Source organism: Streptomyces sp. NPDC026515, from assembly GCF_055567595.1.
On sequence record NZ_JBVHQD010000006.1, the window covers coordinates 161,841 to 188,732 of the forward strand.

General features: G+C 72.2%; 24 protein-coding genes. 9 read left to right on the forward strand and 15 right to left on the reverse strand.

Annotated elements, in window-relative coordinates; all coding sequences use genetic code 11:
- Positions 1-156 precede the first annotated feature (156 nt).
- The 9 genes from ACZ4O3_RS13855 to rsmI form a co-directional block, all read right to left on the reverse strand.
- Positions 157-1,869, reverse strand: coding sequence for an outer membrane protein assembly factor BamB family protein (locus tag ACZ4O3_RS13855; protein WP_467722244.1), 1,713 nt, complete (start codon positions 1,867-1,869; stop codon positions 157-159).
- Between the two features lie 58 nt (positions 1,870-1,927).
- A complete protein-coding gene (locus ACZ4O3_RS13860) occupies positions 1,928-3,658 on the reverse strand; it encodes an outer membrane protein assembly factor BamB family protein (protein ID WP_467722245.1) in 1,731 nt (576 codons plus the stop codon).
- 169 nt (positions 3,659-3,827) lie between these two features.
- On the reverse strand, positions 3,828-5,630 hold the full coding sequence (locus ACZ4O3_RS13865; RefSeq protein ID WP_362731334.1) for an ABC-F family ATP-binding cassette domain-containing protein: 1,803 nt from the start codon (positions 5,628-5,630) through the stop codon (positions 3,828-3,830).
- A gap of 152 nt (positions 5,631-5,782) precedes the next feature.
- Entirely contained in the window at positions 5,783-6,712 is a 930-nt protein-coding gene (locus ACZ4O3_RS13870) for a 4-(cytidine 5'-diphospho)-2-C-methyl-D-erythritol kinase (protein WP_467722246.1), read from the reverse strand.
- Positions 6,709-7,578, reverse strand: a complete 870-nt coding sequence (gene rsmA, locus ACZ4O3_RS13875) for a 16S rRNA (adenine(1518)-N(6)/adenine(1519)-N(6))-dimethyltransferase RsmA (protein WP_384986736.1) — start codon at positions 7,576-7,578, stop codon at positions 6,709-6,711. The genes ACZ4O3_RS13870 and rsmA overlap by 4 nt, the downstream gene beginning before the upstream one ends.
- Positions 7,579-7,616: 38 nt before the next feature.
- Positions 7,617-9,035 (reverse strand): ubiquitin-like domain-containing protein, encoded by a 1,419-nt coding sequence (locus ACZ4O3_RS13880; protein ID WP_467722247.1) that lies wholly within the window; start codon positions 9,033-9,035, stop codon positions 7,617-7,619.
- Positions 9,036-9,206: 171 nt separating this feature from the next.
- Positions 9,207-10,151, reverse strand: coding sequence for a TatD family hydrolase (locus ACZ4O3_RS13885; RefSeq protein WP_467722248.1), 945 nt, complete (start codon positions 10,149-10,151; stop codon positions 9,207-9,209).
- A gap of 47 nt (positions 10,152-10,198) precedes the next feature.
- Entirely contained in the window at positions 10,199-10,627 is a 429-nt protein-coding gene (locus ACZ4O3_RS13890; protein ID WP_362714618.1) for a hypothetical protein, read from the reverse strand.
- A 452-nt stretch (positions 10,628-11,079) separates the two neighbouring features.
- On the reverse strand, positions 11,080-11,928 hold the full coding sequence (rsmI, locus tag ACZ4O3_RS13895; RefSeq protein WP_362714620.1) for a 16S rRNA (cytidine(1402)-2'-O)-methyltransferase: 849 nt from the start codon (positions 11,926-11,928) through the stop codon (positions 11,080-11,082).
- Positions 11,929-12,057: 129 nt separating this feature from the next.
- Here rsmI and ACZ4O3_RS13900 point away from each other — a divergent pair, with 129 nt between their 5' ends.
- A complete protein-coding gene (locus ACZ4O3_RS13900) occupies positions 12,058-13,830 on the forward strand; it encodes a dolichyl-phosphate-mannose--protein mannosyltransferase (RefSeq protein WP_467722249.1) in 1,773 nt (590 codons plus the stop codon).
- A 153-nt stretch (positions 13,831-13,983) separates the two neighbouring features.
- Here the strand turns inward: ACZ4O3_RS13900 and ACZ4O3_RS13905 are convergent, their stop codons facing one another.
- Complete coding sequence (locus tag ACZ4O3_RS13905) at positions 13,984-14,694, reverse strand: hypothetical protein (RefSeq protein WP_467722250.1); 711 nt, start codon at positions 14,692-14,694, stop codon at positions 13,984-13,986.
- 394 nt (positions 14,695-15,088) lie between these two features.
- Here ACZ4O3_RS13905 and ACZ4O3_RS13910 point away from each other — a divergent pair, with 394 nt between their 5' ends.
- The gene (locus ACZ4O3_RS13910) at positions 15,089-16,699 is read left to right on the forward strand and encodes a penicillin-binding transpeptidase domain-containing protein (protein ID WP_362714625.1); all 1,611 of its coding nucleotides are present in this window, start codon (positions 15,089-15,091) and stop codon (positions 16,697-16,699) included.
- 103 nt (positions 16,700-16,802) lie between these two features.
- Complete coding sequence (locus ACZ4O3_RS13915) at positions 16,803-18,467, forward strand: penicillin-binding transpeptidase domain-containing protein (protein WP_467722251.1); 1,665 nt, start codon at positions 16,803-16,805, stop codon at positions 18,465-18,467.
- A 6-nt stretch (positions 18,468-18,473) separates the two neighbouring features.
- Here ACZ4O3_RS13915 and ACZ4O3_RS13920 read toward each other — a convergent pair whose 3' ends face one another.
- Entirely contained in the window at positions 18,474-18,821 is a 348-nt protein-coding gene (locus tag ACZ4O3_RS13920) for an SsgA family sporulation/cell division regulator (protein ID WP_362714629.1), read from the reverse strand.
- 183 nt (positions 18,822-19,004) lie between these two features.
- On the opposite strand from ACZ4O3_RS13920, the gene ACZ4O3_RS13925 reads away from it, so the two are divergent.
- From ACZ4O3_RS13925 to ACZ4O3_RS13950, 6 genes are all read left to right on the forward strand, one after another.
- Positions 19,005-20,051 carry an energy-coupling factor ABC transporter permease gene (locus ACZ4O3_RS13925; protein ID WP_467722252.1) on the forward strand — a complete coding sequence of 349 codons (1,047 nt, stop codon included), beginning with the start codon at positions 19,005-19,007 and terminating at the stop codon, positions 20,049-20,051.
- A 1-nt stretch (position 20,052) separates the two neighbouring features.
- On the forward strand, positions 20,053-20,814 hold the full coding sequence (gene cbiQ / locus ACZ4O3_RS13930; protein ID WP_362714633.1) for a cobalt ECF transporter T component CbiQ: 762 nt from the start codon (positions 20,053-20,055) through the stop codon (positions 20,812-20,814).
- Entirely contained in the window at positions 20,802-21,578 is a 777-nt protein-coding gene (locus ACZ4O3_RS13935; protein ID WP_467722253.1) for an energy-coupling factor ABC transporter ATP-binding protein, read from the forward strand. Before cbiQ ends, ACZ4O3_RS13935 begins: the two co-directional genes overlap by 13 nt.
- A gap of 53 nt (positions 21,579-21,631) precedes the next feature.
- Entirely contained in the window at positions 21,632-22,093 is a 462-nt protein-coding gene (locus ACZ4O3_RS13940; protein WP_362714637.1) for a MarR family winged helix-turn-helix transcriptional regulator, read from the forward strand.
- A 202-nt stretch (positions 22,094-22,295) separates the two neighbouring features.
- A complete protein-coding gene (locus ACZ4O3_RS13945; protein WP_467722438.1) occupies positions 22,296-22,700 on the forward strand; it encodes an organic hydroperoxide resistance protein in 405 nt (134 codons plus the stop codon).
- 134 nt (positions 22,701-22,834) lie between these two features.
- Positions 22,835-24,004 carry a serine hydrolase domain-containing protein gene (locus ACZ4O3_RS13950; protein WP_467722439.1) on the forward strand — a complete coding sequence of 390 codons (1,170 nt, stop codon included), beginning with the start codon at positions 22,835-22,837 and terminating at the stop codon, positions 24,002-24,004.
- Between the two features lie 96 nt (positions 24,005-24,100).
- Here the strand turns inward: ACZ4O3_RS13950 and ACZ4O3_RS13955 are convergent, their stop codons facing one another.
- The 4 genes from ACZ4O3_RS13955 to ACZ4O3_RS13970 form a co-directional block, all read right to left on the reverse strand.
- A complete protein-coding gene (locus tag ACZ4O3_RS13955) occupies positions 24,101-24,376 on the reverse strand; it encodes a DUF1876 domain-containing protein (protein WP_362729749.1) in 276 nt (91 codons plus the stop codon).
- Positions 24,377-24,455: 79 nt separating this feature from the next.
- Complete coding sequence (locus tag ACZ4O3_RS13960) at positions 24,456-25,337, reverse strand: NAD(P)-dependent oxidoreductase (protein WP_362729751.1); 882 nt, start codon at positions 25,335-25,337, stop codon at positions 24,456-24,458.
- Between the two features lie 102 nt (positions 25,338-25,439).
- Positions 25,440-26,285 carry an EamA family transporter gene (locus ACZ4O3_RS13965; RefSeq protein WP_467722254.1) on the reverse strand — a complete coding sequence of 282 codons (846 nt, stop codon included), beginning with the start codon at positions 26,283-26,285 and terminating at the stop codon, positions 25,440-25,442.
- Positions 26,282-26,803, reverse strand: coding sequence for a YbaK/EbsC family protein (locus tag ACZ4O3_RS13970; RefSeq protein ID WP_467722255.1), 522 nt, complete (start codon positions 26,801-26,803; stop codon positions 26,282-26,284). The genes ACZ4O3_RS13965 and ACZ4O3_RS13970 overlap by 4 nt, the downstream gene beginning before the upstream one ends.
- Positions 26,804-26,892 lie beyond the last annotated feature (89 nt).

The window sequence follows — 26,892 nt, forward strand, 5'->3', positions numbered from 1 at the left end:
TGATGAGAAGTGCCCCGGATCGGAGGAATCTCTGGCTTTTCTGGTATTCGCAGATGAAGAGCGGGTGTGGTGCGGTACGTGTCCGGTCCCGTCCCTGATCAGCGACGGGACCGGAATCACGGGCCGGGTGACCGGGCGCTCTCGCTCGACGAGCTGTCAGCCGCCCGCGCCGAACGCGGTGACCAGGTACTCCTTGGCCGACAGCGACGAACCGGCGGCGTGGGCGTACACCGCGGACAGGTACAGGTGCCCCCGCGCGTACAGGACCTCCGCGGTCGTCGGGGACAGGGCGGTCTCCACGGCCCTGACCTCCGCGGTCGCCGGGTTCTCCAGCAGCTTGGTCTCCTTGAACGAACCGCCGTCGATACTGACGACCTGAGCTCCCTTGTCGTACGGCGGGTTCTTGTACGCGATCACGTTCGGGCCGTCCATGCGCAGCGGGGTGATCGTGTAGTTGTCGCCGGCGTCGGCGCGCTGGCCGGTCTGCTTGCCGGTGGCCAGGTCGAAGGCGACGATCTCGTTGGTCCTCGCGAGGCCCCCGCCACCGTCGTGCTCCTCGGTCGCCAGGTACAGCCGGCCGTTGCCGACCACCACTCCCTGGCACTTCTCCACCTGGTAGATGCCGTCGCAGCGGGCCGCGTAGGCGCTGCCCGGCGTGGAGATACGGGTGCGCAGCTTCCCGGTCGTGTTGTCGACGGAGAAGACGTCCGAGAAGCCGCTGCCGTCGCCCGCGCTGTCGTTGACGTCGGCGGCCACGACCAGGGGGTCGGTCGACACGACGCTGGCGTAGGGGATGCCCGAGGTCATCTCGTACTCGGAGATCACCTTGCCGGAGACCGGGTCGATGGTCTGGATGTGCAGTTGCGCGGTGTCGCCGCTGCCGCACCTGCGGACCGCGACCAGCTTCGGTCCACCGCCGTAACCCGCGTCGTAGCAGGTGTCGGTCGGCTTCGGCTGCCAGCGGACCTTGCCGGAGGCGAGGTCGAAGGCGGCGCCGCCGCTGGTGCCGCCGACGGCGACCGTCTGCTGAGCGACCGTCACGTCGTTGAAATTGACGGGCACGTCACCGGACTTGACCGTCCGCGTCCAGAGTCTCCGGCCGGCGTTCAGGTCGATCGCGGCGACCTGGGTGCAGCCCGCCGAGGAGCCCTTGGGCGGCATCTTCGGCTGGAAGACAACGGCCGTCCTGCCGTCCGTACTGACGTGTCCGGTGGCGTAGCAGACCGGGCCGGGCAGCGGGACGGTCCACAGTTCGGCGCCCGAGTCGGGGTCGTAGCCGACGATCCGGGCCACACCGGTCTTCGCGTACACCTTGTCGGTCAGCCAGGAACCGGCGGTGACCGTGGTGTCGTCGGCCGTGGGCAGCGGGACCTGGAAGAGAACCCTGGACGCCGGGTTCGCGGGCACCTCCTCGCTGCCGCCGCCTCCCCCCTTGCCGCCGGTGCCGCCGGTGCCGGAGTTGGTGGTGTCGTCCTTCTTGCCGCCCCCTGACGAGGACTTGGAGTACCAGATGCCACCGCCGACGATCAGCGCGATCACGACGACCGCGGCGACGATGATGAACAGCGCGGCGTTGTTCCTGCCGCCGGCGGGAGCGGGCGCGGGCGCGGCGGGGCCGCCCGGGTAGCCGTAACCGGGCTGCTGGGCATACGGGTTCGCCGCCGCGGGCTGGGCGGAGTAGCCGTAGCCGGGCTGCTGGGGCTGTGCGGGCTGGGGCTGCTGCGGGTAGCCGTAGCCGGGCTGCGGGGCCGGGGGCCGGCCGGGGTAGCCGTATCCCGGCTGGGGGGCCGGGGGCAGCGGCGGCTGCGGTGGGCCGAAACCGGGCTGCTGCGGGGGCTGGTTGGGCGGTGGCGGAGGCGGCTGGGTCATGACGGGTACCTCTGGGGAGGGCGCGGGAGACGGCTGGGGACGGGCGAGATGGGTCCGCTCAGTTTCCGAACGCCATCATCAGCTTCTCCTTCGCGTCGTCGCTGCCGGTCAGCCGCGTGGAGGAGAGGTAGAAGCGCCCGCCCACCCAGGCGACCGCGCCGTCGTAGAAGCCGTCCTCGATGTCGGCGGTGTGCTGCGGGTTCTGCAGCAGCCTGGTGGTGGTGTGCGCGGAACCGGCGGTCGGGATCGACACCACCTGGCCGCCCGAGTCGTAGGACGGCCTCACGTACGCGACGAGCTTGCCGCCCTCGACCCCGACCGGGTACATCGACTCGTCCGTCGGGGACTTCGTACGCCACTTCGCCCTGCCGTCGGCGAGGCTGACCGCGACGATCTCGTTGGCGCCGCCGTTCGTGTCCGTCGGCAGGTAGAGGGTGTTCGCGTCGACGGCGACGCCCTGGCAGCCCTGGAGGTCACGGGCGAGGAGCGCCCAGCCGCACTCGGGGGCGAACTTCTCGTCGACCTTCACCTCGGAGCGGAACGTGCCCTTGGCGTCCAGGGTCGAGATGTTCCAGGCCTTCTCGTCCTCGTTGGTCATGTAGACCACGAGCGGGTCGACGGAGTACGTCCGCTCGACCGACCAGCCCTTCTTGACCGGCCGGGTCCATCTGACCTTGCCGGTGGCCGGGTCCAGCTCCGATATCTCGTCGTGCTCGTTGCCGCCGCCGACTCCGCAGGAGGCCACCTCGACCAGCCGTTTCGTGCCGCCCGCGAACGCCGTCGGGAAGCAGGACGCGCCGTACTTCTCCTTGTCGTACAGCTTGTGGCCGCTGCCGAGGTCGTACGCCGTGCCCGACTGGGAGCGGCCCACCATCAGGGTCCTGCCGCTGATCGTCAGCTCGACGCTGATCGTGGTGTCGAACAGGCCGCCGTCGGCGACGGTCGCGGTCCAGCCCTTGCGGCCCGTGTCGAGGTCGATCTCCTGCAGCTGGTTGCACTTGGCCCGGTCGCTGCTGCCGTTCATGTACGCCACGACGACCTTGCCGTCGGCAGACCGGCCGGAGGTGACCGCGCAGATCTTCTGCGCGAACGTGATCGGGGCCCAGGCCGGATCGCCGTCGCCCACCCGGTAGCCGAAGACCTGCTTGTACGCCGCCTTCACCGCGGTCTTCCCGGTGATCCACATGCCGGGTGCGTCGGCGCCGGACGCGGGCGCGTCGGGCGCCGACTTGTACCAGAGCACCTTGGCCTCGCCGGACCGGCGGCCCTCGTTGAGGTTCTCCGGGTCCGCACCGCCGCCGGTGCCGTCACCCGGGTCGGCCGGAGTGCCGGTGCCGGAGGCCTTGGGGGCGTCGGACCGCTGGGCGACCGGCTTCTTGCCGTCGCCGCCGCTGGTCACCGCGTACACGGTGCCGCCGACGACCAGCAGGCCCGCCACGGCCGCCGCGACGATCAGCCCGGGCCTGCCCCTGAACGGCCCGCGGCCCCCGCCCGCGGGCGGGGGAGTGACGCCCGGTGCGCCCGGGTACTGCGGCGGATAGCCGTAACCCGGCTGGGGCGGCTGACCGTACGGCCCCGCCTGCTGGGGCTGACCGTACGGCCCCGCCTGCCGGGGCTGACCGTAGGGGCCGGGCTGTTGCGGTTGGCCGTAGGGGCCGGGCTGCGCGTACGGTCCCGGCTGGGGTGGCTGGGCAGGAGGCGGGGGCGTCCCGAAACCGCCCTGCCCGGGCGGCTGTTGCGGTGCGCCGAAGCCGTCCGGCTGCGGTGGCTGACTGGGTGGCTGAGTCATCAGCGATCTTCCCCCGTTACTGATTTTTAGCCACGCCCCGAAGCTCCCGAAGGGCCCCGGGCCGTACTCAGACTGCTCTGAGACGGCCCTTTCTATCACTCGGCAGCGACCGGCGACCGGGCCCCGTCAGCCCCCGTTCCCAAGGAAGAACCGCCCCGTGATGCGCCCGTTACGCGTCCTCCGCCAACTCCAGCCAGCGCATCTCCAGTTCCTCGCGCTCACCGGCCAGGTCGCGCAGCTGGGCGTCGAGTTCGGCGACCTTGCCGAAGTCCGTGGCGTTCGCGGCGATCTGGTCGTGCAGCTTGGTCTCCTTCTCGGAGACGCGGTCCAGCTGACGTTCGATCTTCTGGAGCTCCTTCTTGGCGGCGCGCTGGTCGGCGGCGCTGCGTTCGGCCGTGGGGGCCTTGGGGGCCACCACCGTGGCGGCGGCGGCCTCCTCCATGCGCTGCCGTCGCTCCAGGTACTCGTCGATGCCGCGCGGCAGCATCCGCAGGGTGGCGTCGCCGAGGAGGGCGAAGACACGGTCCGTGGTCCGCTCCACGAAGAACCGGTCGTGGGAGATGACGATCATCGAGCCGGGCCAGCCGTCGAGGACGTCCTCCAGCTGGGTGAGGGTCTCGATGTCGAGGTCGTTGGTCGGCTCGTCGAGGAAGAGGACGTTCGGCTCGTCCATGAGCAGGCGCAGCAGCTGCAGGCGGCGGCGCTCACCGCCGGAGAGGTCGCCGACCGGCGTCCACTGCTTCTCCTTGCTGAAGCCGAACGTCTCGCAGAGCTGACCGGCGGTCATCTCGCGCCCCTTGCCCAGGTCGACGCGCTCGCGCACCTGCTGGACCGCTTCCAGGACCCGCGTGTTCGGGTTGAGTTCGGCGACCTCCTGGGAGAGGTAGGCGAGCTTCACGGTCTTGCCGACGGCGACCCGGCCGGCCGCCGGCTGCTCCTCGCCCTCGGTGCGCGCGGCCTCGGCCATGGCGCGCAGCAGCGAGGTCTTGCCGGCGCCGTTCACGCCGACCAGGCCGATGCGGTCGCCGGGGCCGAGCTGCCAGGTGACGTGCTTCAGGAGCACCTTGGGCCCGGCCTGGACGGTGACGTCCTCCAGGTCGAACACGGTCTTGCCGAGCCGGGAGGAGGCGAACTTCATCAGCTCGGAGGTGTCGCGCGGCGGCGGCACGTCGGCGATCAGCTCGTTGGCGGCCTCGACGCGGAAGCGGGGCTTGGAGGTCCGGGCCGGTGCGCCGCGGCGCAGCCAGGCGAGTTCCTTGCGGACGAGGTTCTGCCGCTTGGTCTCCTCGGTGGCGGCGATCCGCTCACGCTCCGCGCGGGCGAAGACGTAGTCGGAGTAGCCGCCCTCGTACTCGTAGACCGCGCCGCGCTGCACGTCCCACATGCGGGTGCAGACCTGGTCGAGGAACCAGCGGTCGTGGGTGACGCAGACCAGCGCCGAGCGGCGCGTGCTCAGGTGCCGGGCGAGCCAGGCGATGCCCTCGACGTCGAGGTGGTTGGTGGGCTCGTCGAGGACGAGCAGGTCCTGTTCCTCGATGAGCAGCTTGGCGAGCGCGATACGGCGCCGCTCACCGCCGGACAGCGGCCCGATGACGGTGTCCAGGCCCTTGGGGAAGCCGGGGAGGTCCAGGCCGCCGAAGAGGCCGGTGAGGACGTCCCGGACCTTCGCGTTGCCCGCCCACTCGTGGTCGGCCATGTCGCCGATGACCTCGTGCCGGACGGTGGCGGCCGGGTCGAGGGAGTCGTGCTGGGTGAGGACGCCGAGGCGCAGTCCGCCGGAGTGCGTGACACGCCCGGTGTCGGCGTCCTCCAGCTTGGCGAGCATCCGGATGAGGGTGGTCTTGCCGTCGCCGTTGCGGCCCACCACGCCGATGCGGTCGCCCTCCGACACGCCGAGCGAGACGCCGTCCAGCAGGGCACGGGTGCCGTAGACCTTGCTGACGTTCTCGACATTGACCAGGTTGACGGCCATTTCACTCCTGCGCAGGGGGACGGTCAGCCTCCCAGCGTAATGCGCCCCGGGGGGCCGTCCCGCCGCGAGCCGCTTTGCGCCCGCCCGCCAGGGAGCCCCGGCGGCGCGCCGGCGCGTGGGCCGTGGGCTTCACACGCCGGCGTCGGCGCCGCTCACGCGTCCGTGTGCGCGGCGGCACCGAGCGGCGACGGCAGGACCCTGGCGCCCGGTGCCGGGGCGGTCGCGGTGCGGACCGTGCGGCAGGTACCGGAGGCGAGGAGCGCCTCGGACACCTTCTGCGCCGAGGCGCCGTCGCGGACCAGGAACGCCGTCGTGGGCCCGGAGCCGGAGACCAGGGCGGTGAGCGCTCCGGCCGTGCGCCCCGCGTCGAGCGTCTGCGCGAGCTCCGGGAAGAGGGAGAGCGCGGCGGGCTGGAGGTCGTTGGAGACGGCGGCGGCCAGCGCGTCCGGGTCGCCCTCGGCGAGCGCGTCGAGCAGCGCGCGGGAGGCTACGGGCTCGGGGATGTCGAGGCCCTCGGCCAGCCGGTCGAACTCGCGGAAGACGGCCGGGGTGGACAGCCCGCGCCCAGCCAGCGCGAACACCCAGTGGAAGGTGCCGCCGACCTCCAGCGCGGAGAGCCGTTCGCCGCGCCCGGTGCCGAGGGCGGCGCCGCCGACCAGGCTGAAGGGCACGTCGCTGCCCAGTTCGGCACAGATGGCGAGGAGCTCGGCGCGCGAGGCGCCCGCACGCCAGAGCTCGTTGCACGCGAGCAGCGCGCCCGCCCCGTCGGCGCTTCCCCCGGCCATGCCGCCGGCGACCGGGATGTCCTTGGCGATGTGGATGTGCACGGCCGGGTCGATGCCCCGGCGCCCGGCGAGCGCGAGCGCGGCGCGCGCGGCGAGGTTGCTGCGGTCCAGCGGCACCTGGCCGGCGTCCGTGCCCTCGCAGGTGACGCTCAGCTCGTCGGCCGGCGTGACCGTGACCTCGTCGTACAGGCCGACGGCGAGGAAGACGTTGGCCAGGCCGTGGAAGCCGTCGGGCCGGGCGGCGCCCACCGCGAGCTGGACGTTGACCTTGGCGGGGACGCGTACCGTGACGCTCACTTACCGGGCTCCTTGTGTTCGGCGATCCTCGCGAACTCCTCCACCGTCAGCGACTCCCCGCGCGCCTGCGGCGAGATCCCGGCGGCGACGAGCGCCGCCTCGGCGGCCGCCGCTGACCCGGCCCAGCCGGCGAGCGCCGCCCGCAGGGTCTTGCGCCGCTGTGCGAACGCCGCGTCGACGACCGCGAAGACCTCGCGCTTCGAGGCCGTCGTCTTCGGCGGCTCCGCGCGCCGGACGAGGGAGACGAGCCCGCTGTCGACGTTCGGCGCGGGCCAGAAGACGTTGCGGCCGATGGATCCGGCGCGCTTGACCTCGGCGTACCAGTTGGCCTTGACGGAGGGCACGCCGTACACCTTCGAACCGGGTGCGGCGGCGAGCCGGTCGGCGACCTCGGCCTGCACCATCACCAGCGTCCGCTCGATGCTCGGGAAGGTGTCGAGCATGTGGAGCAGGACGGGGACGGCGACGTTGTAGGGGAGGTTCGCGACGAGCGCGGTGGGCGGCGGGCCGGGCAGTTCGGTGACGTGCATCGCGTCGGAGTGGACCAGCGCGAACCGGTCCGCGCGCGCGGGCGTGCGCGCGGTGATCGTCGCGGGGAGCGCGCCCGCCAGGACGTCGTCGATCTCCACGGCGGTCACCCGGTCGGCGGCCTCCAGGAGCGCGAGGGTGAGGGACCCGAGCCCTGGGCCGACCTCGACGACGACGTCGTCCGGGCGGACCCCGGCGGTGCGGACGATACGGCGGACCGTGTTGGCGTCGATCACGAAGTTCTGGCCGCGCTGCTTGGTGGGGCGGACACCGAGCGCTGCCGCGAGTTCACGGATGTCGGCCGCGCCGAGGAGGGCGTCGGGGAGGGGGCTGCTCACGGGACAAGGGTACGGGCCGCCGGGATCCCGCCGGCCGGTCACCCGTGCAGCCGCGCCCCGCAGTGCGGCCAGGGTGTGGAGCCGCGCTTGGTGTAGAGCTTCTTCGCACGGAACGTCTGCTCCTCGGCCGGCGCGTCCTGCGGGCGGCCCTTGCCGCCGAGGCTGTGCCAGGTGTGGGCGTCGAACTGGTACAGCCCGCCGTACGTCCCGGAGGGGTCCACCGCGGCCGGGCGGCCGCCGGACTCGCAGGCGGCCAGGCCGTGCCAGTTCAGGCCGTCGACCCCCTTCACGGAGTCCGGGTGCGGCTTGGTGCCGACCTGCACGAGCTGGGCGCGCGGTTCCCGGACCACCTCGGACCGCTCGCTGCGCGGCCGTTGCCGGACCCCGTTGACGGTCCGCAGGTAGTAGGTGATCCGGCGCAGCCCGGGCCGTCCGGCCCGCTCGATCACCTCGGTGCCCTTGAACACCGCGGGGTCCGGCCGCCGTCGCACCTCGAAGGGGATGGCCTCCTCGCGCACCTCCTTGCCGGCGGTGACGCGCAGCACGGTCACCGTCTGCCCGTCGCGGGGGAAGCCGGCCTGTGACACGGAGGTGGTGTCCTGGCCGTGCAGGGTGATGCCGGCCTCCTCGACGGCCTCGCGGACGGTCGCGGCGTTGGTCCGGATGGTGCGGGTCCGGCCGTCCGCCAGGATCGTGACGGTGCGCTCGGTGCGTACGTCGAGCGCGAGCCCGGCCCGGCCGATGTTCTGGGAGCGCGAGGCCGACAGGAAGGCGCCCTCGGCACGCACCCCCAGCTGGGCGAGCGCCCCGTCGACGGTGCGGGCCGTCGTCCACACCTCGCGCCGCCGGCCGTCCAGCGTGAGCCGCACGGGGCGGCCGTAGCGCACCGCCACCTCGTCGCCGCTGGCCAGCGCCTCGCCGGCGGCGGGCGCCACCACGTCGTGCGCTCCCACCCGTACGCCTTCGTCGGACAGCAGTTCGGTCACGTCGTCCGCGAACGTGTGCAGGACGCGCGGCCGGCCGTCGACGGACAGCTCGATCGCCTTGTCCTTGGCCAGGAACGCGGTGGTACCGCCGGCCAGGAAGGCGACAACCAGCGCCTGCGGCAGCAGACGGCGCACGGCGGAATCCGGGCGCTGGATGTACCGCGTCTTCCGCCTGCGCGCGGCGCGGCGCGCCGCCCCGGCGCCCGCTCCCGGCGTCCCGCTCTCCGCAACGCGCTCGCCCCGTCGCGGGGGCACCGGCTCGCCGGACCCGCCGCGCCGTCCCGCCTCCGCCGAGATCTCGTACGCCGGCCGGTACGTGTCACCCCCGTAGGCGGCCACGCCGTATCCCTGCGTCACGGCGTCGTGCACGCCGGGGACCGTGGGCGGGTCGTACCCGCCCGCGGTCCCCGGCGTGCCCGGGGGGCCGTAGGGGCCGTACGCCTCAAACATCTCGTACTGCCATGTGCTCACGCCGACACCTGCCATGTGCTCACGCCGACACGCTCCAGAGGGGTCCGGATCGGGCCACCAGAACCTAGCGGAGCGCCGGTCACTCTCCAAAGTGGCACGACTACACACAGTCGCGGCCGGGCCCGAGGTGTGCCGGGTGAGCGTTACACGCCGGTTATGATCTGCGCACCCTCAGTAGTCGAAGGCGCGAGCCGTGTTGGCGCCCAGGGCCGTCGCCAGCGCATCCTCGCCGATGCCCCGCACGGCCGCCATCGCACGCACCGTGACCGGAATGAGATACGGGGCGTTGGGCCGTCCGCGGTACGGCGCCGGGGTCAGGAAGGGGGCGTCGGTCTCCACGAGGACCAGTTCCAGCGGGGCGACGGCGAGCGCGTCCCTGAGGTTCTGGGCGTTCTTGAAGGTGACGTTGCCGGCGAAGGACATGAAGTAGCCCTCGCGGGCGCACACCTCGGCCATCGCCGCGTCCCCGGAGTAGCAGTGGAACACCGTCCGCTCGGGGGCGCCCTCCTCCTTGAGGACCCGCAGCACGTCGGCGTGGGCGTCGCGGTCGTGGATGACGAGGGCCTTGCCGTGCCGCTTGGCGATCTCGATGTGGGCGCGGAACGACCGCTCCTGGGCGCCCTTGCCCTCGGGCCCGGTACGGAAGTGGTCGAGGCCGGTCTCGCCGACGCCCTTGACCTGGGGCAGCCCGGCCAGCCGGTCGATCTCGGCGAGCGCCTCGTCGAGCGCGGCGTCCCCGCCGGCCACCCTCGCCCCCTGCCGGGACCGGCCTCCCCCAGCCCCAGGGGGCTGGGAGGTGCCCCCAGGATCCCCGTGCACGATCCGTGGGGCCTCGTTCGGGTGCAGGGCGACCGTCGCGTGGACGCGCGCGTACGTGGCCGCCGTCTCGGCCGCCCACCGGGAGCCCTTGAGGTCGCAGCCGACCTGGACGACGGTCGTCACGCCCACCGAGGCGGCCTTCGCGAGGCCCTCCTCGACCGTGCCGGACTGCATGTCCAGATGGGTGTGGGAGTCGGCGACCGGCACCCGGAGGGGTTCCGGGAGCGGCGGGGCCGCGTTCTTGTCCGCCGCGGCGGAGGCGTTCGCGGGGACGTTCGCGGAGGCGTTCGAAGGCATGCCCCGATCCTACGAAAGGGGCACGCCCCGCCGGACGCGTGACCGGCTCAGCTCGCCCGGCGCTGGAACGGATGCAGCAGATCGGACAGGTGCCAGCGGTGGGCCGCCCTGACCTGCGCGGAGGCCTCCGTCGCCGCCGTGGGACCGGCCGCGGTCGCCTCGGCCCCGTCGCCCTGCACCGGCCGCTGGGACGTCTGCTGTGCGGCGCTGCGCACGGACGAGACCTGCCCCGCGCGCATGATCCGCAGGACATGGCCGTCGCAGTTCTGGCACGAGGGCCGGCTCAGCGGCGACGGGACGACCTGGCCGTTCGCCACATACATGACGAACTCGTGGTTCTCCGCGTCCGTGTGGTGCTCTATCTCGTACGACTGCTCCCAGCCGTGCCCGCAGCGCATGCAGGCGAAGGAATACGACTCGTGGACGACGGCTGTGGCCGCACCGCGGAGGCCGGTCTGCCCTGCGATCTCACTCATGCCAGCTCCTCTTGTCCGCTGGACAAGCGCCTCCGGCTGCTGGGATTCCCCCCGGAGTCCCATGGAGGCGAGGGACGGGAACGTCCCTGCTGACCAGTGGACGCCTTCACCGGCGCGAATGCGACGGACCTGCCGAGTGTTGGATGCGATTTGGAGCCTGCTTGCCAAATCGGCCCGGTCGGGCAGGGCTGGGCTTTGCGTTTCCCGCCCTTGCTTTACCCCGCCGTGGGGCGCGCGCTCAGAAGAGCCGCGCCCCGCTCAGAGGACACATCATCGCAGGTCAGAGGTGCACGCTCAGAAGAAGAGCGACACGCTCATGGATCACGGTGCGCCCCCCTGGCCGCCTGTGGGTCCCGGAGTTTTCGTCAGGGGTGCGGGAAGCTGCGCTCGGCCCCCGGCGACCCGCACAGGACTGCACAGGAGCAACCAGCAGGGCGTGACCAGAACCGCCCTCATCCGTCCGCGCGCTTGGCCGCCACCACCGCGTCGAAGACGACCCGCTTGGGAATCCCCGCCGCGACCGCCACCGCCGCGATCGCCTCCTTGCGGCGCTCACCGGCCTCCTCCCGCACCCGGACCCGCCGCACGAGTTCCGCCGCGTCGAGTTCCTCCGGGCCGCGCTCGGGCGCGCCCTCGACGACGACGGTGATCTCGCCGCGCACCCCGTCGGCCGCCCACACCGCGAGCTCGGCCAGCGGACCGCGCCGTACCTCCTCGTACGTCTTGGTCAGCTCACGGCAGACGGCGGCCCGGCGCTCGGCGCCGAAGACCTCGGCCATCGCGGCGAGGGTGTCGTCGAGGCGGTGCGGTGCCTCGAAGTAGACAAGGGTGCGGCGTTCCTCGGCTGCCTCCTGGAGCCGGGAGCGGCGTTCGCCCGCCTTGCGCGGCAGGAACCCCTCGAAACAGAACCGGTCGACGGGCAGCCCGGACAGCGCGAGCGCCGTGAGCACGGCGGACGGACCCGGGACGGCGGTGACGCGGATGTCCTTCTCCACCGCCGCCGCGACCAGCCGGTAGCCGGGGTCGGAGACGGAGGGCATCCCGGCGTCGGTGACGAGCAGCACGCGCGCGCCGCCGACGAGTTCCTCGACCAGCTCGGGCGTGCGGGCGGCCTCGTTGCCCTCGAAGTACGACACCACGCGTCCCTTGGGCGACACACCCAGCGCCTGTGTGAGCCACCGCAGCCGCCGGGTGTCCTCGGCCGCGATCACGTCGGCGCCGGTCAGCTCGGCCGCGAGCCGGGGCGGCGCGTCCGCGACGTCGCCGATGGGGGTGCCTGCGAGGACAAGGGTTCCAGTCACCCCTCCATCCTCGCAGCCGCCACCGACAGTGCCGTCCCCGCGGGAGACTCGGCAGCCGGATCGCAAAGGAACCCACCGCTAAGCCCCATTGCACGGGACTCACACAGAACGGTTCCCTACGATGGCGCGGTGACCAGTACCGCGTCCTCCACGGACACCCGGCAGGGCCAGGCAGCGCTCGACGAGCGGCCGGCGTGGCAGCAGCGGCTGCGCCGATTCGGCTACCCGGCGAGCCCGGCGCAGGCCGGGGGTGGCCAAAGCGCCGGCGCGCCCGCCGATGTCGTTGACCGTCTGGTCCCGCCGTACGCCGAGCCCAACCCCCGGCTGTGGCTGAGCCTGGGCGTGCCCTCGGTGCTCGCCGAGCGGATCACGCGGTGGTCGGCCTGGGGCGGCCCGCTCCTGGTGACGCTGGTGGCGGGTGTGCTGCGGTTCTGGAACCTGGGCAGCCCGAAGGCGGTGATATTCGACGAGACGTACTACGCGAAGGACGCGTGGGCGCTCGTCCACCGCGGTTTCGAGGTCAACTGGGACAAGAACGCCAACGATCTGATCCTCCAGGCGAACGGCCACGTCACGGTCCCGGCGGACGCGGCGTACGTCGTGCACCCGCCGGTCGGCAAGTACGTCATCGGGCTCGGGGAGCTGGTCTTCGGCTTCGACCCCTTCGGCTGGCGCTTCATGACGGCGCTGCTCGGCACGCTGAGCGTGCTGCTGCTGTGCCGGATCGGGCGCCGGATGTTCCGTTCCACCTTCCTCGGCTGCCTGGCGGGCGGCCTGATGGCGGTGGACGGGCTGCACTTCGTGATGAGCCGCACCTCGCTGCTCGACGGCGTTCTGATGTTCTTCGTGCTGGCGGCGTTCGGCTGCCTGGTCATCGACCGGGACCGGTCGCGGGAAAAACTCGCGGCCGCGCTGCCGCCCGACGCGGACGGCCGGATCCGCCCCGACGCGCGCGTGGCCGACACCTTCCGCTTCGGCCTGCGGCCGTGGCGCTGGGCGGCGGGTGTGCTGCTGGGCCTGGCGATCGGCACCAAGTGGAACGGCCTCTACATTCTGGCCGCGTTCTGTCTGATGGCCGTGTTGTGGGATGTCGGCGCCCGCAAGGTGGCCGGCGCCCGGCACCCGTACAAGGCGGTCCTGAAGTACGACACGGGATTCACGTTCCTGGCGACGGTCCCGGTGGCGGTCGCCGTCTACCTGACGTCCTGGATCGGCTGGATCCTCTCCCCCACCGACGGCAGCGGCGGCTACTTCCGCAACTGGGCGGCCACCGACGGCAAGGGCGGCGACTGGACGTTCCTGCCGGACTGGCTGCGCAGCCTGTGGCACTACGAGCACGAGGTGTACCTCTTCCACGTCGGCCTGTCGTCGCCGCACACCTACATGTCCAACCCGTGGTCCTGGCTGGTGCTGGGCCGCCCGGTGTCGTACTTCTACGAGTCGCCCTCCCCCGGTGCGGACGGCTGCCCCTCGAACGCTGGGGGGAAGTGCGCGCGCGAGGTCCTGGCGATCGGCACGCCGCTGCTGTGGTGGGCGGCCTGCTTCGCCCTCGTCTACGTCCTGTGGCGCTGGGCATTCCGCCGCGACTGGCGGGCCGGCGCCATCGCCTGCGGCATCGCGGCAGGTTACCTGCCCTGGTTCATGTACCAGGAGCGCACGATCTTCCTCTTCTACGCCGTCGTCTTCGTGCCGTTCCTGTGCCTGGCGGTGGCGATGATGGCCGGCGCGATCATCGGCCCGCCGGGCTCCAGCGACACCCGCCGCCTGGTCGGCGCGGCGGGAGCCGGCGTCCTCGTTCTGCTGATCGCCTGGAACTTCATCTACTTCTGGCCCCTGTACACGGGGACGGCGATCCCGATCGACAGCTGGCGCTCGCGGATGTGGCTGGACACCTGGGTCTAGCCCCAGCCGGGCAGAAACGTCACGCGGGCGCGGCAGTCGGCTGCGCCCTCGTGGTCGTCTGAACCTCCTGCCCCGAAGGGGCTCGAGGAATGCTGTGGATGAGCCGCTGCAGGTGATCCGGGTGGCGGCGGGAACGGCCCGCCGCCACCCGGATCACTGGGAGTCGTACGCCTTGACGCTCACGGCCGGACCGCCGGAATACCTGGCCACGGCAGCGGCGGCGGCACCGGTGACCTTGACGACCGCGCTGCCGCCGCCCGGGACGACGACCAGCCCTCCGAGGGGAGTGACGGACACCGCCTGCTGCGTCTGGCCCTCCGCCGGCTGGTCGTAGACGAGGTAGGCCACCCGCATCGTCACCGGATAAGGGTCGATGTTCGTCAGGCGAACGGCGGTGAAGCGGGAAAACCTGCTCACGGTGTGCCCGGCACTGTCCAGCTCCTGAACCGTCACCGGGTGCGCGGCGGCCCGGCTCTTGGCGGCGACGAGACGCTTGACGGTGACGCGAACGTCGTGGACCTGGTGTTCACCGGCGCCCGAGAAGCGCAGGATGTCGAGACCCGACCCGTACGGAACCACCAGACGGCCACTGTCGCTGCCGTAGACGGTTCGGACACGCACCCTCGGCAGGGGGTCGCCGTTCTGGTCGAGCGCGGTGAACGCCAGTACGGGGACGACCGACTCCTTGTTCGCGTTCTTGATCGCCAATGTCTGGCTGATGTAGTTGTCGCCCCCCTCGCGCTGATATGCGAACGACAGCGCGCTCCTGGCCGGCTTGGACGACCAGTGGGTCACACCCGTCATGATCGCGGACAGCGACACCACGACCACCCAGCCCGCGAGCAGATTCTCTCTTCGTATCACGTTCGCCTCTTCCCAGCGTGCAACTGAGCCCCCACCCCTGGAAGCGCCGTCGGATCCTAGCCCGACCAACTGCGCAATGATCAAGCCGATCAGAGGAGCGGTGACCGCGCGCCCAGCGGCGTGAAGTGCCCATTCAGGTGCCTTGACGACCCCCAAAGCGGTGACCTCACCCCCTCCTGGCCTCTGTACACGGGCACGGCGATCCCGATCGCTCCTGGCGTTCACGGATGTGGCTCGATCCGGGGGTGTGAGTCACGTCCCTGATCTCTGTTCAGCCAACAATGGGTCAACATGTGCCACAGGGCCCTCACGACCGCCTACAGTGCGCTTCACGGCATGCTTTTGAACGCGTTCACAAAATGCGGCAAAAGCTCACGGGGAGGGGATTCGCACCATGCGCAAGGGGGTCAGGGCGGCCATCATCGGCAGCGTCTGCACCGTGATGGTGGGCGGGGCCGGATACGGCGCCTACAACGTGCTGTCGGCGTTGCACGGTGACGACACACCTGCCGTACGGACCGGGCCGCCCACCGTGGACGAGGTCAAGGACACCACGCAGAAGTTCTTCACGGCCTGGGAGAACGGGCGGTCGGCTTCGGCGGCGGCGCTCACGAACGACGCGGCCGACGCCGAACCCGTGCTGACCTCCTTCAGTGACGTCGCGCACATCAAGGACGTGCGCATCACGGCCGGCAGGGCGACCGGAGCCACCGTGCCGTTCAGCGTGAAGGGGACGGTGTCCTACGGCGGGAAGTCCAAGCCGCTCGCCTACCGGAGCACGTTGAAGATCGTGCGCGGCGAGACCACCCACCGCGCGCTCGTCGACTGGGACCCCTCCGTGGTGCACCCGGATCTGAAGCGCGGGGACACCCTGTCCACCGGTGAGGCGGCGAGCCCGCCGATCGAGGCCGTCGACCGCAACGGCACGGTCCTCAGCAAGGACAAGTACCCCTCCCTCGGCCCGATCCTGGACGAGCTGCGCAGCCGCTACGGCGACAAGGCGGGCGGCACCCCCGGCGTGGAGCTGGTCATCCAGCACGCGTCCCAGGAGTCCGCCGACACCACGCTGCTGACCCTCGCGGCGGGCCGGGCGGGCAAGCTGCGCACGACGCTCGACGCGCGCGTGCAGGCCGCCGCCGAGTCCGCGGTGACCAAGTACGCCGAGTCGTCGGTGGTGGCCGTCAAGCCCAGCACCGGCGAGGTGCTCGCGGTCGCCAACCACCGGGAGGACGGCTTCAACGCGGCCTTCCTCGGCGAGCTGGCGCCCGGCTCCACCATGAAGATCATCAGCGCCGCCACCCTCATCGACACCGGGATCACCTCGATGAACGGCCCGGCGCCCTGCCCGCCGACCGCGACCTGGCAGAGCCAGACCTTCAGCAACCTCAAGGGACTCCAGCCGGACCTGAAGGCGAGCCTCTCGGACAGCTTCGCGCGGTCCTGCAACACGGCGTTCGTGAAGTACGCGGACTCCGTCCAGGTCGACTCGCTCACCAAGGAGGCCGAGGACCGTTTCGGACTCGGGCGCAACGACTGGAAGGTCGGCATCCCGAGCTTCGACGGTCGCGTCCCCGCCTCCGGCGGCCCGGACACCGCGGCCAACCTCATCGGCCAGGGCCAGGTGCAGATGAGCCCGCTGAACATGGCGTCGGTGACGGCGACCGCGATGACGGGAACGTTCCGGCAGCCGGTGCTCGTCTCGCAGAAGCTTGACGACCGTGAGCTGGCCACCGCGAAGGGCCTGTCGGGGAACACGGTCGGCCAGCTGCGCGCCATGATGAACCGCACCGCGACCAGCGGCACCGCGGCCGGGGTGATGAGCGGGCTGCGTGGCAGCATCGGCGCCAAGACCGGCTCGGCGGAGGTCGACGGGCAGACCAAGTCGAACAGCTGGTTCGCCGGCTACCGCGACGACGTCGCGGCCGCGGCCATGACGCAGGACGGCGGTCACGGTATCGACGCGGCCGGGCCTATTGTCGCAAGCGTGCTACGGATCGGTGGCTGACGTCACTCCCCCGGTGCGGGACTCTAGGCTGTTGCAGTCGTTGGGGTGCGTGAGGGCTACGGGGCGGCGGGGACCCTGGGGAAGTGCGCGGAGGAACGGAACTGTGGGCAAGAGAAGGCGCGTCGTCGAACGCCGGACGAAGAGACCCGCCGTCATCGGCGGGGTGATCGCCGTCGTCGTCGGCGGTGTCGGCCTCGGCGGCTACGCGCTGTACGGCGGCGGGGCGGCCGACGCGGCGTCGAAGGCCGCTTCCAAGCCCGTCAAGACCGGCCCGCTGTCGGCGACCGAGGTGCAGACGACCGCGCGTACCTTCCTGACCTCCTGGCAGCAGGGCAAGGTCCCGCAGGCCGCCGCCGTCACGGACGACGCCAAGGCCTGCGTCAGGCTGCTCACCGGTTACGCCAAGGACGCCCACATCACCGGCGTCAAGCTCACCGAGGGCACGCGCACCGGCGCCAAGGTCCCGTTCTCGGTGAAGGCGACCGTGTCGTACAAGGGCGTCAGCAAGCCGCTGTCGTACGACTCCTCGTTCAGTGTCGTCCGGCGCACCGGCGACGGCGAGCCGGTGGTGAACTGGCACGCCGCGGTCGTCCACCCCGACCTCGCGGACGGCGACACCCTGGCCACCGGCGAGTCCGGCGCCCCGCCCATCAAGGCCCTGGACCGCGACGGCGGCGAGATCACCACGTCCAAGTACCCGTCGCTGGGCACGGTCCTGGACGGACTGCGGGAGAAGTTCGGCAAGAAGGCCGGCGGCAAGGCGGGCGTCGAACTGCGCGTGGTGCGCGGCGCGGCGTCCGAGAAGGCGAAGCTGTCCGACAAGACCGTCCTGGAGCTCAGCAAGGGCACGCCGGGGACGCTGAAGACGACGCTCAGCCCGACCCTGCAGGCGGCCGCCGAGAAGCAAGTGACCACGCAGAAGAACGCCTCGGTCGTCGTGATGCGCCCGTCGACCGGCGAGATCTACGCCGTGGCCAACTCCAGCCACGGCTTCAACGTGGCCTTCCAGGGTTCGCTGGCCCCCGGCTCCACGATGAAGATCGTCACCTCGACGATGCTGTTCGAGAAGGGGCTCATCACCCCGGACGCCTCCCATCCCTGCCCCAAGACGTACAAGCTGGCCGGGTGGACGTTCCACAACGACGACGACTCGGAGATCAAGAAGGGCACGTTCAAGATGGCCTTCGGGGCGTCCTGCAACAACGCCTTCATCAACTTCGCGCCCAAGCTGTCCAACAGCGACCTGACGACCGAGGCGCAGCAGGTCTACGGCCTCGGCATGAACAACTGGGCCATCGGCGTCCCGACCTTCGACGGCTCGGTCCCGGTGCAGAGCGGCGCGCAGATGGGCGCCTCGCTGATCGGGCAGGGCGGCGTGCGCATGAACCCGCTGAACATGGCGTCGGTGGCGTCCACCGTCGAGGCCGGCACCTTCCACCAGCCCTACCTGGTCTCCCCCACGGTCGACAACCGGACCCTCGCCAAGGCCTCCCGCACCATGTCCGCGAAGACGCAGTCCGAGCTGAAGGAGGTCATGCAGTACACGGCGGCGTACGGCACGGCCGCCAAGGCGATGGCCGGTCTCGGGCCTGACTACGGCGCCAAGACCGGCTCGGCGGAGGTCGACGGACAGAAGAAGCCGAACGGCTGGTTCACCGCGTACAAGGGCGACCTGGTGGGCGCGGGCGTGGTCCAGGCGGGCGGCCACGGCGGCGACACGGCCGGGCCGATCGTGGCGGCGCTGCTGAAACTGGGGTCGTCGCTGTAGGCGGCGCTAGCCGGCCACGGGCGTGGCCAAGTAGGTGCGCCTGAGGAAGCGCAGCAGCGCCTTCGACTCGAACTGCACCACCGACGTGCCGTGGTCGGAGTGGAACTCCACGACGGCCTGCACCCGCCCGAGCGGCCACACCCGTACGTCACCGCTCTCCGCCGGCGCCCTGAGCCCCTGCTCCAGCAGGGCGCGCGAGAACGTCCACTCGTCCGTCCCGGGCAGGTCCACCCGCACCGACCGGGGATCGTCCTCGGGGTCGTAGCGCAGGATGACGGGCACCGCGCCCGGGTCCTCCCGCTCGTCCTCGTCCGTGACGATGTGAACTCGCGCGTACTGCTCGACTACAGACATCGGATTGCCCTTTACGCTCCGTTACCTTCGCGAAAGCTGTGCATCCGCTCCCTCTCCAATGTCCCACATTTCACAGAATGCGCTTGCGGGGCCACTGGGCCCGGGCCGGGGACCGCCTCGATGTGCGATAAACGACTCCCTCGCTCTTGCAAAAGCTTCGCAACAACACATTAAAATCGAACGGTGCATGTACCTGACGGATTCATCGACGCCCCCACCTCGGCGGTCACCGCGGTGGTCGCCGCCGGCGCGCTCGCCATGAGCCTGCGCGGCGCCCGCCGGGAACTCGACGAGCGCACGGCACCGCTCGCCGGCCTGGTGGCGGCGTTCATCTTCGCCGTACAGATGCTCAACTTCCCCGTCGCGGCCGGAACAAGCGGCCATCTGCTGGGCGGCGCGCTGGCCGCGATACTCGTCGGCCCGTACACCGGCGTGCTGTGCGTGTCCGTGGTGCTGCTGATGCAGGGCATCCTGTTCGCGGACGGCGGCCTGACCGCACTCGGCGTGAACATCACCGACATGGCGATCGTGACGACCGTCGTCGCGTACGCCGTCTTCCGGGGCCTGCTGAAGGTCCTGCCGCGCACCCGGCGTTCGGTGACCGCCGCCTCCTTCGTCGCCGCCCTGCTCTCCGTCCCGGCCGCCTCCGTCGCGTTCACCCTCATCTACGCGATCGGCGGCACCACCGACGTGTCCATCGGCAAGGTGGCCACCGCCATGATCGGCGTGCACGTCCTCATCGGCGTCGGCGAGGCCGCGATCACCGCGCTGACGGTCGGTGCGGTCGTCGCCGTGCGTCCGGACCTGGTCCACGGGGCGCGCGAGCTGCGGCAGGGGCTGAAGCTGCGCGTGAACGGCGTGCTGGTGGACGCACCCCCGGCGCGGCCTGTGCCCGCGGCGGCGCGCACCTCGCGGCGCACGCTGTGGATCACGGGACTCGTCACCTCGCTGCTCCTCGCCGGGTTCGTCAGCTTCTACGCCTCGGCGAACCCGGACGGCCTGGAGAAGGTCGCCCATGACAAGGGCATCGACGTGAAGGCCGAGGAGCACGCCTCCGCCGGCTCGCCGCTCGCCGACTACGGCGTCAAGGACGTCTCCGACGCCCGGCTCTCCGGCGGCCTCGCGGGCGTCATCGGCGTCGGCGTGACCGTCGTCGCGGGCAGCGCGGTGTTCTGGGCGGTGCGCAGGCGCCGGGGCGCGGCGGCACAAACGCCGTCCGAGGCACTCTGACATGGGCGCGGGACACGCCCACCGGCTCTACCGGCACGCGCACTCCCCGGTGCACGCGCTTCCCCCGCACACCAAGCTCGCCGCCGCCTTCGCCTTCGTGGTCGTCGTGGTCTCGACACCGCGTACGGCGATGTGGGCGTTCGCCCTGTACGCCGTGCTCCTCGCGGGCGTCGCGGGGCACGCGCGCGTGCCCGCCGCCTTCGTCCTGCGCCGGCTGCTGATCGAGGTGCCCTTCGTCGCCTTCGCGGTGCTGATGCCGTTCGTGGCCGAGGGCGAGCGGGTCGACGTCCTCGGCCTCTCGCTCAGCGTGAACGGCCTGTGGGGCGCCTGGAACGTGCTCGCCAAGGGCACCCTCGGCGTCGCCGCCTCGGTCCTGCTCGCGGCCACCACGGAGCTGCGCGAACTGCTCCTCGGGCTCCAGCGGCTCAGGCTGCCCCCGCTGCTCGTCCAGATCGCCTCCTTCATGATCCGCTACGGCGACGTCATCACCGACGAGATGCGCCGGATGCGGATCGCGCGGGAGTCGCGCGGCTTCGAGGCCCGGGGCGTGCGCCACTGGGGCGTGCTCGCGAAGTCCGCCGGCGCCCTGTTCATCCGCTCCTACGAGCGCGGGGAGCGCGTCCACCTGGCCATGGTGAGCCGCGGGTACGCCGGCTCGATGCCGGTCATCGACGAGGTGACCGCGTCCCGGGCGCAGTGGTCCCACGCCCTCACGCTGCCCCTGTCCGCCCTTGTCGTCTGTGTGTTGGGATGGGCCCTGTGACCGACGTTCCCGCCTCCCTGGAGGTCTCCGGCCTCGCCTTCGCCTATCCCGACGGGCACCAGGCCCTGTTCGGCGTGGACTTCGCCGTCACGCGCGGCGAACGGGTCGCGCTGCTCGGGCCGAACGGTGCCGGCAAGACCACCCTCGTGCTGCACCTCAACGGCATCCTGAGCGGCGGCACGGGCACCGTGACCGTGGCCGGACTGCCGGTCGGCAAGCGGCACATGGCGGAGATCCGGCGCCGGGTCGGGATCGTCTTCCAGGACCCGGACGACCAGTTGTTCATGCCGACCGTGCGCGAGGACGTGGCGTTCGGGCCGGCCGCGGCCGGCCTCAAGGGCGCCGAACTCGAAGCACGCGTGCGTACCGCCCTGGAACGGGTCGGCATGGCCGGCTTCGCCGAACGGCCGCCGCACCACCTCTCCTTCGGCCAGCGCCGCCGGGTCGCCGTCGCCACCGTCCTCGCCATGGAACCGGAGATCCTCGTCCTCGACGAGCCCTCCTCCAACCTCGACCCGGCCTCCCGCCGCGAACTCGCCGACATCCTGCGTTCCCTGGACGTCACGGTCCTCATGGTCACCCACGACCTGCCCTACGCCCTGGAGCTGTGCCCGCGGTCCCTGATCCTGAGCGACGGCACCATCGCCGCCGACGGCCCCACCGGTGAACTCCTGTCCGACGACACCCTGATGCGGGCACACCGGCTGGAACTGCCCTTCGGCTTCGACCCGCGCGCGGCGACGGCCGGCCGCGGCGGTGCGTGACGCGTTTGCGTGACGACCGTCCGGCGCGTCCCCGTCTCCGTGACAATGGGCGGGTGACGCATCAAGAGGACACGGCACCGCCACGACTGGACGACCAGCTGTGCTTCGCGCTGTACGCCGCGCAGCGCGCCGTGACCGCCGCCTACCGTCCGCTCCTCGACGACCTCGGGCTCACCTACCCGCAGTACCTGGTGCTGCTCGTGCTGTGGGAGCGGGGCGAGACCACGGTGAAGGAGCTGGCCGGCGTGCTCCGCCTCGACTACGGCACGGTGTCGCCGCTGCTGAAGCGGCTGGAGGCGGCGGGCCTGGTGCGCCGGGCACGCTCGGAGTCCGACGAGCGCTCGGTGCTCGTCGCGTGCACCGGGCGGGCGGAGGAACTGCGGGAGCGCGCGGCGCGCGTACCCGGCACCCTGCTCGCGACGACGGGGCTCGACGGTGCGGACGTCGCACGGTTGCGTGAGGAGCTGCGGGTGCTCGCGGACCGGGCGAGCGGCACGGCCTCGCGCTCCGCCTAGCGGCGCCCCCGCCTCGCCCCCACCTGGTTAGCCGCTGTTACCCGCGGTTTCCTCCCCCCTGGCGGTCCAAAGCCTTCCTACCGGTCGGTACCTTGTGCACGATGTACTTGCACACCATCGTGTTGCCCACCATTGTCACCGCCCTGGGGGAGGTCCCGCCGTGACCGAAGGCGCCACCGTCGACACCCGTCCGACGAAGATCATGTACGTCGCGGAGGCGACCGCGCACGGTGGCCGGGACGGATATGTCACCAGCCAGGACGGCCAGATCGAGCTCAGGGTCGCGATGCCTCCGGAGCTGGGCGGCGACGGCAACGGCACCAACCCGGAGCAGCTGTTCGCGGCGGGGTACAGCTCCTGCTTCCACAACGCGCTGATCCTGGTCGGCAACCGCGAGGGCTACGACCTGACCGGCTCCGCGGTCGCCGCGAAGGTCGGCATCGGCCCCAACAAGCGGCGCGGCTACGGTCTCGCCGTCGCGCTCAGTGTCTCCCTCCCGGTGCTGGACGCGGACATCGCGGCGAAGCTGGTGGACGCCGCCCACGAGGTCTGCCCGTACTCGAACGCGACCCGCGACAACATCGACGTGACGATCGTGCTCGGCTGACCGCGCGCCCGGCCCGCTCCACTGAGGCACAGCTCACGCCCGTACGACCCCGGTGCCGAGGAATCGCGGGCCCCCCGGGGGCGTTGGTCCGAGCGGTGCAGGCGATCTGGAGGGACGTGGCGGCCGTGGCGGACGTGGACGTGAAGGGCACTGTGGCCGAGGGCTTCGAACCGGTCAGGGACGCGTTCGCGAAGAACTTCGAGCTGCTCGGGGACCGGGGCGCGGCGGTCGCCGTGTACCGGGACGGGCACCGGGTCGTCGACCTGTGGGGCGGCGCCCGGGACGTCGACGGGGACGCCGGTGAGGCGCCCTGGGAGCGCGGCACCGCCCAGATCGTGCGCTCGGCGACCAAGGGCGTCGTGGCCGCCGTCCTGCTGCTTCTGGGGCAGCGCGGGGAACTGGACCTCAACGCCCCGGTGGGCGACCACTGGCCGGAGTTCAAGGCGGCCGGCAAGGAGCGGACCCTGGTACGGCAGCTTCTCGCACACAGCGCGGGCGTACCGGTGCTGGACCGGCCGCTCACGCCCGCGGAGGCCGCCGACCCCGACCTGGGCGCCGCCGCGGTCGCGGCGCAGGCGCCGGTGTGGGAGCCGGGCACCGATCACGGCTACCACGCGCAGACGTACAGCTGGCTCACCGGTGAGCTGGTGCGGCGGGTGACCGGGCGCGGCGTCGGCGAGTGGATCGCGGACGAGATCGCCGGACCGGTCGGTGCCGAGCTGTGGCTCGGGCTGCCGCAGGCGGAACAGGCGCGCGTGGGGCGGGTCGGGCCCGTCGCGGCCCCGGAGGCCGCCGGCGCGCTGCGGACCCGGCCCAAGCGGGCCGTCTCCGAGGCGTACGCCGACCCCGGGTCACTGACCCGCCGGGCGTTCGGCGCGATCAGCCCGCTCCCGGACGAGAACGACCCCGGCTACCGCGCGGCCGCCCTGCCCGCCTCCAACGGCATCGCCACCGCCGACGGCCTGGCCCGCTTCTACGCCTCCCTCATCGGCGAGGTCGACGGCGGCCGGCGGCTGTTCACGCCGGAGACCGTGGAACTGGCGCGCGGCGAGCGGTCGGCGGGGCCGGACCGGGTACTGGTCGTCTCCACCCGCTTCGGGCTCGGCTACATGCTGCACGGCAGCGCGTCCCCCCTGCTCTCCGCCGCCTCCTTCGGCCACCCGGGACGCGGCGGCGCGCTCGGCTTCGCGGACCCCGGGTCGGGCGTCGCCTTCGGCTACGTCACCAACGGCTTCCGCAAGAGCGTGACCGCGGACACGCGGGCGCAGGCGCTGGTACGGGCGGTGCGCACGGCACTGGCGTAGGCACCGCCACCGTCACCACCGCGCCCGCCCCAGCACCCCGGGACCGCGCCCCAGTGCCCCAGGACGCGCGCGGGCACCCCCGTGCGCCCGCGCTCCTCACACGTTGATCGGATGCGAGTGCCGTCCGGAGTCCGCGTCGATCTCGCCGTGCGCCTTGCTCAGCAACTGCATGGCCAGTTCGTTCAGAGCGCGGGCTCCCGCGATCTCCTCCCCGACCCTGGGCTGGTTGCTGTCGGATTCATGACGGCTCGCATGCCCGTGCGCGCGAATCTCGGTGCCGTCGGCCAGACGCACCAGGGCCACCGCGCGCGTGTGCGTGTCGTCCTCCAGGAACTCCAGCTCGACATGCCATCCCACAGCGGTCTGCATCATGGGGACCACCTCCGCAATCGCTGCTTCCAGGGTGCTCCCTCAAGGCCGGGGCCGTCACGTCGGCACCGGCCCGCGCGGGTCACCTGTCGTCGAAGCTGGCGAAGTACGCGGCGACCATGTCCTCGTCGGCGTGGCCCTGCGCGGCGGCGCGGGCGAAGCGTTCGGCCGCCGCCTCGGCGATGTCGAGGCGCACGCCGTGGCTCGCGCCGGCGGCGACGATCAGGCGGGCGTCCTTCCCGGCGGTGTCCACCGCGAAGGACGGCGGGGTCAGCCCGCCGTCGAGGATCAGCGCGGCCTTGGCCCGCAGATAGCCCATGTCGAGCGGGCCGCCCGCGATCAGGTCGAAGAAGCTGTGCGGGTCGACGCCGAGGCCCTGGGCGAGGGCCACCACCTCGCCGGTGGCCGCGGTGGCCGCGAGGACCCAGCTGTTGGCGACCAGCTTGAGCCGGGTGGCGGCGGCCGAGGAGCCGTCGTCGCCGGTCCACAGCGTGCGGGCGCCGATGGCGTCGAAGACCGGCGCGACCGTCTCCCGGCCCTGTTCGGGACCGGCGGCCAGGACGGTCAGCTGCCCGGCCTCGGCGGGCTGGCGGGTGCCGAGGACCGGGGCGTCGTAGAAGACCAGGCCGTGCTCGCGGGCGAAGGCGGCCAGTGCGGGGATCTGGTCGAGTCCCGCGGTGGTGGACTGCACCCAGACGGCTCCGGGCCGCAGCGCGCCGGCCGCCTCGCGGACGACCTCCAGGACGGTGCCGCCGTCGTACAGCATGGTCAGCACGACGTCGGCGCCCTCGACGGCTTCCGAGGGGGTGTCGGTGACCTGCGCGCCGTCGGCGGCGAGGGGTTCGGCCTTGGCTCGGGTGCGGTTCCACGCGCGGACGGTGTGCCCGGCCTTCAGGAGGTTGCGGGCCATCGCGGCGCCCATGATCCCGGTACCCAGAAAGGCCACGGTCGGCTTGTCGGTCATGACGTCTCCCTGTGCTCGTACGTTCCGTACGCCAGCTTGGCGTACCCGAGACCGTCCGGCGCGCGGTCCGGCCCCGTTTCGGACGGTCGCGGCACCCGGTGTCTAACCGGCGTGCAGCATCAGCCCGATCCCGACGACCAGGAGCCCGGCCGCCGCGATCCTGGGTGCCCCGAACCGCTCCTTGAAGAACACCGCCCCGATGGCCGCACCCACGATGATCGACGACTCGCGCAGGGCGGCGACCGGCGCCAGCTCGGCGCGGGTCTGTGCCCACAGCACCAGGCCGTAGGCGAGGACCGACAGCAGGGCGCCCAGCAGCCCGAGGGCGGCGTAGGGGCGGGCGGCGGTGAGCAGTGCGGTGCGCCGGGTGGCCAGGGCGTACGCGGGGATCGCCAGGCCCTGGAGGGCCATCAGCCAGGCGATGTAGCCGAGGGAGGAGCCGGAGGCGCGTACCCCGAGGCCGTCCACGACCGTGTACGCGGCGATCGAGAGGCCGGTGGCGAGGGCGGCGCCGATCGCCGCCCAGTCCGGCTTGCGCCCGCGCAGCCCCCACAGGGCGACGCCGGTCAGCCCCGCACAGGACACGGCGATGCCCGCGGCGGCCGGGGCGTCGGGCACCTCGTGGGCGAACAGCGCGGCGAACAGCGTGACCAGCAGCGGTGCGGTGCCGCGTGCGATCGGGTACGCCTGCCCGAAGTCGCCGAGCCGGAAGGAGAGCATCAGCAGCGCGAAGTAGGCGACATGGACGACCGCGGAGGCGATCAGGTACGGCCGGGCGCCGGCCGCCGGGACCGCCGCGAACGGCATCAGCAGCAGTCCGATCAGCACGCCCCCGCCGGCGATCAGCGCCGCGCCGACGAGCTTGTCGCTGATCCGGTGGGCGATCGCGTTCCAGCTCGCGTGGGTCAGCGCGGCCAGCAGGACGGCGGCGGCGACCTGCAGGGTCACGCGGTGGGCTCCCGCACGTCCACGACGGTCGCGCCGGCGTGCTCGACCAGCGCGGCGGGCGGGATCGGGAAGACGGCGTGGGGGTTGCCGGCGGCCGCCCACACCACGTCGTGCCGCAGCAGGGCCCGGTCGGCGAGCACGCGGGTGCGGGTGCGGTGCCCGAACGGCGGGACGCCTCCGATGGCGTACCCGGTGGTCTCGCGGACGACGTCCGCCTTGGCCCGGGTGACCTTCTCGGCGCCGAGTTCCTTGCGGACCAGCTCCAGGTCGACCCGGGAGGCGCCGTCCATCAGCACCAGGACCGGCACCCCGTCGGCCGCGAAGATCAGCGACTTGCAGATCTCGCTCAGCTCGCAGCCGACCGCCGCGGCGGCCTCGGCGGCGGTCCGGGTCGCGTCCGGGAACCGCCGGACCCGGGCGGTCAGCTCCCCCAGCCCCAGCTCCTCCAGGGCGGCGGCGAAACGGGGATGGGCTCCGGAGCCCCCGGCATCGGCACCGTTGGCGGCTGTCGTCGTCATGGGGGCACGCTAACGAACAGGAGGCGACGGCGGCGAACGGATAAGGCGAACGGACAACCCGGGTGCCGCGCACGACGAAGCCGGTGAGG

Coding starts and splice junctions, on each gene's coding strand:
- ACZ4O3_RS13955 (WP_362729749.1), bottom strand. CDS start 24,376: ATGATGCAGACCGCTGTGGGATGGCATGTCGAGCTGGAGTTCCTGGAG.
- ACZ4O3_RS13865 (WP_362731334.1), bottom strand. CDS start 5,630: ATGGCCGTCAACCTGGTCAATGTCGAGAACGTCAGCAAGGTCTACGGC.
- ACZ4O3_RS13960 (WP_362729751.1), bottom strand. CDS start 25,337: ATGACCGACAAGCCGACCGTGGCCTTTCTGGGTACCGGGATCATGGGC.
- ACZ4O3_RS13890 (WP_362714618.1), bottom strand. CDS start 10,627: ATGAGTGAGATCGCAGGGCAGACCGGCCTCCGCGGTGCGGCCACAGCC.
- ACZ4O3_RS13885 (WP_467722248.1), bottom strand. CDS start 10,151: ATGCCTTCGAACGCCTCCGCGAACGTCCCCGCGAACGCCTCCGCCGCG.
- ACZ4O3_RS13970 (WP_467722255.1), bottom strand. CDS start 26,803: ATGACGACGACAGCCGCCAACGGTGCCGATGCCGGGGGCTCCGGAGCC.
- ACZ4O3_RS13860 (WP_467722245.1), bottom strand. CDS start 3,658: ATGACTCAGCCACCCAGTCAGCCACCGCAGCCGGACGGCTTCGGCGCA.
- cbiQ (WP_362714633.1), top strand. CDS start 20,053: ATGGGCGCGGGACACGCCCACCGGCTCTACCGGCACGCGCACTCCCCG.
- ACZ4O3_RS13935 (WP_467722253.1), top strand. CDS start 20,802: ATGGGCCCTGTGACCGACGTTCCCGCCTCCCTGGAGGTCTCCGGCCTC.
- ACZ4O3_RS13920 (WP_362714629.1), bottom strand. CDS start 18,821: ATGTCTGTAGTCGAGCAGTACGCGCGAGTTCACATCGTCACGGACGAG.
- ACZ4O3_RS13945 (WP_467722438.1), top strand. CDS start 22,296: ATGTACGTCGCGGAGGCGACCGCGCACGGTGGCCGGGACGGATATGTC.
- ACZ4O3_RS13855 (WP_467722244.1), bottom strand. CDS start 1,869: ATGACCCAGCCGCCTCCGCCACCGCCCAACCAGCCCCCGCAGCAGCCC.
- ACZ4O3_RS13910 (WP_362714625.1), top strand. CDS start 15,089: ATGCGCAAGGGGGTCAGGGCGGCCATCATCGGCAGCGTCTGCACCGTG.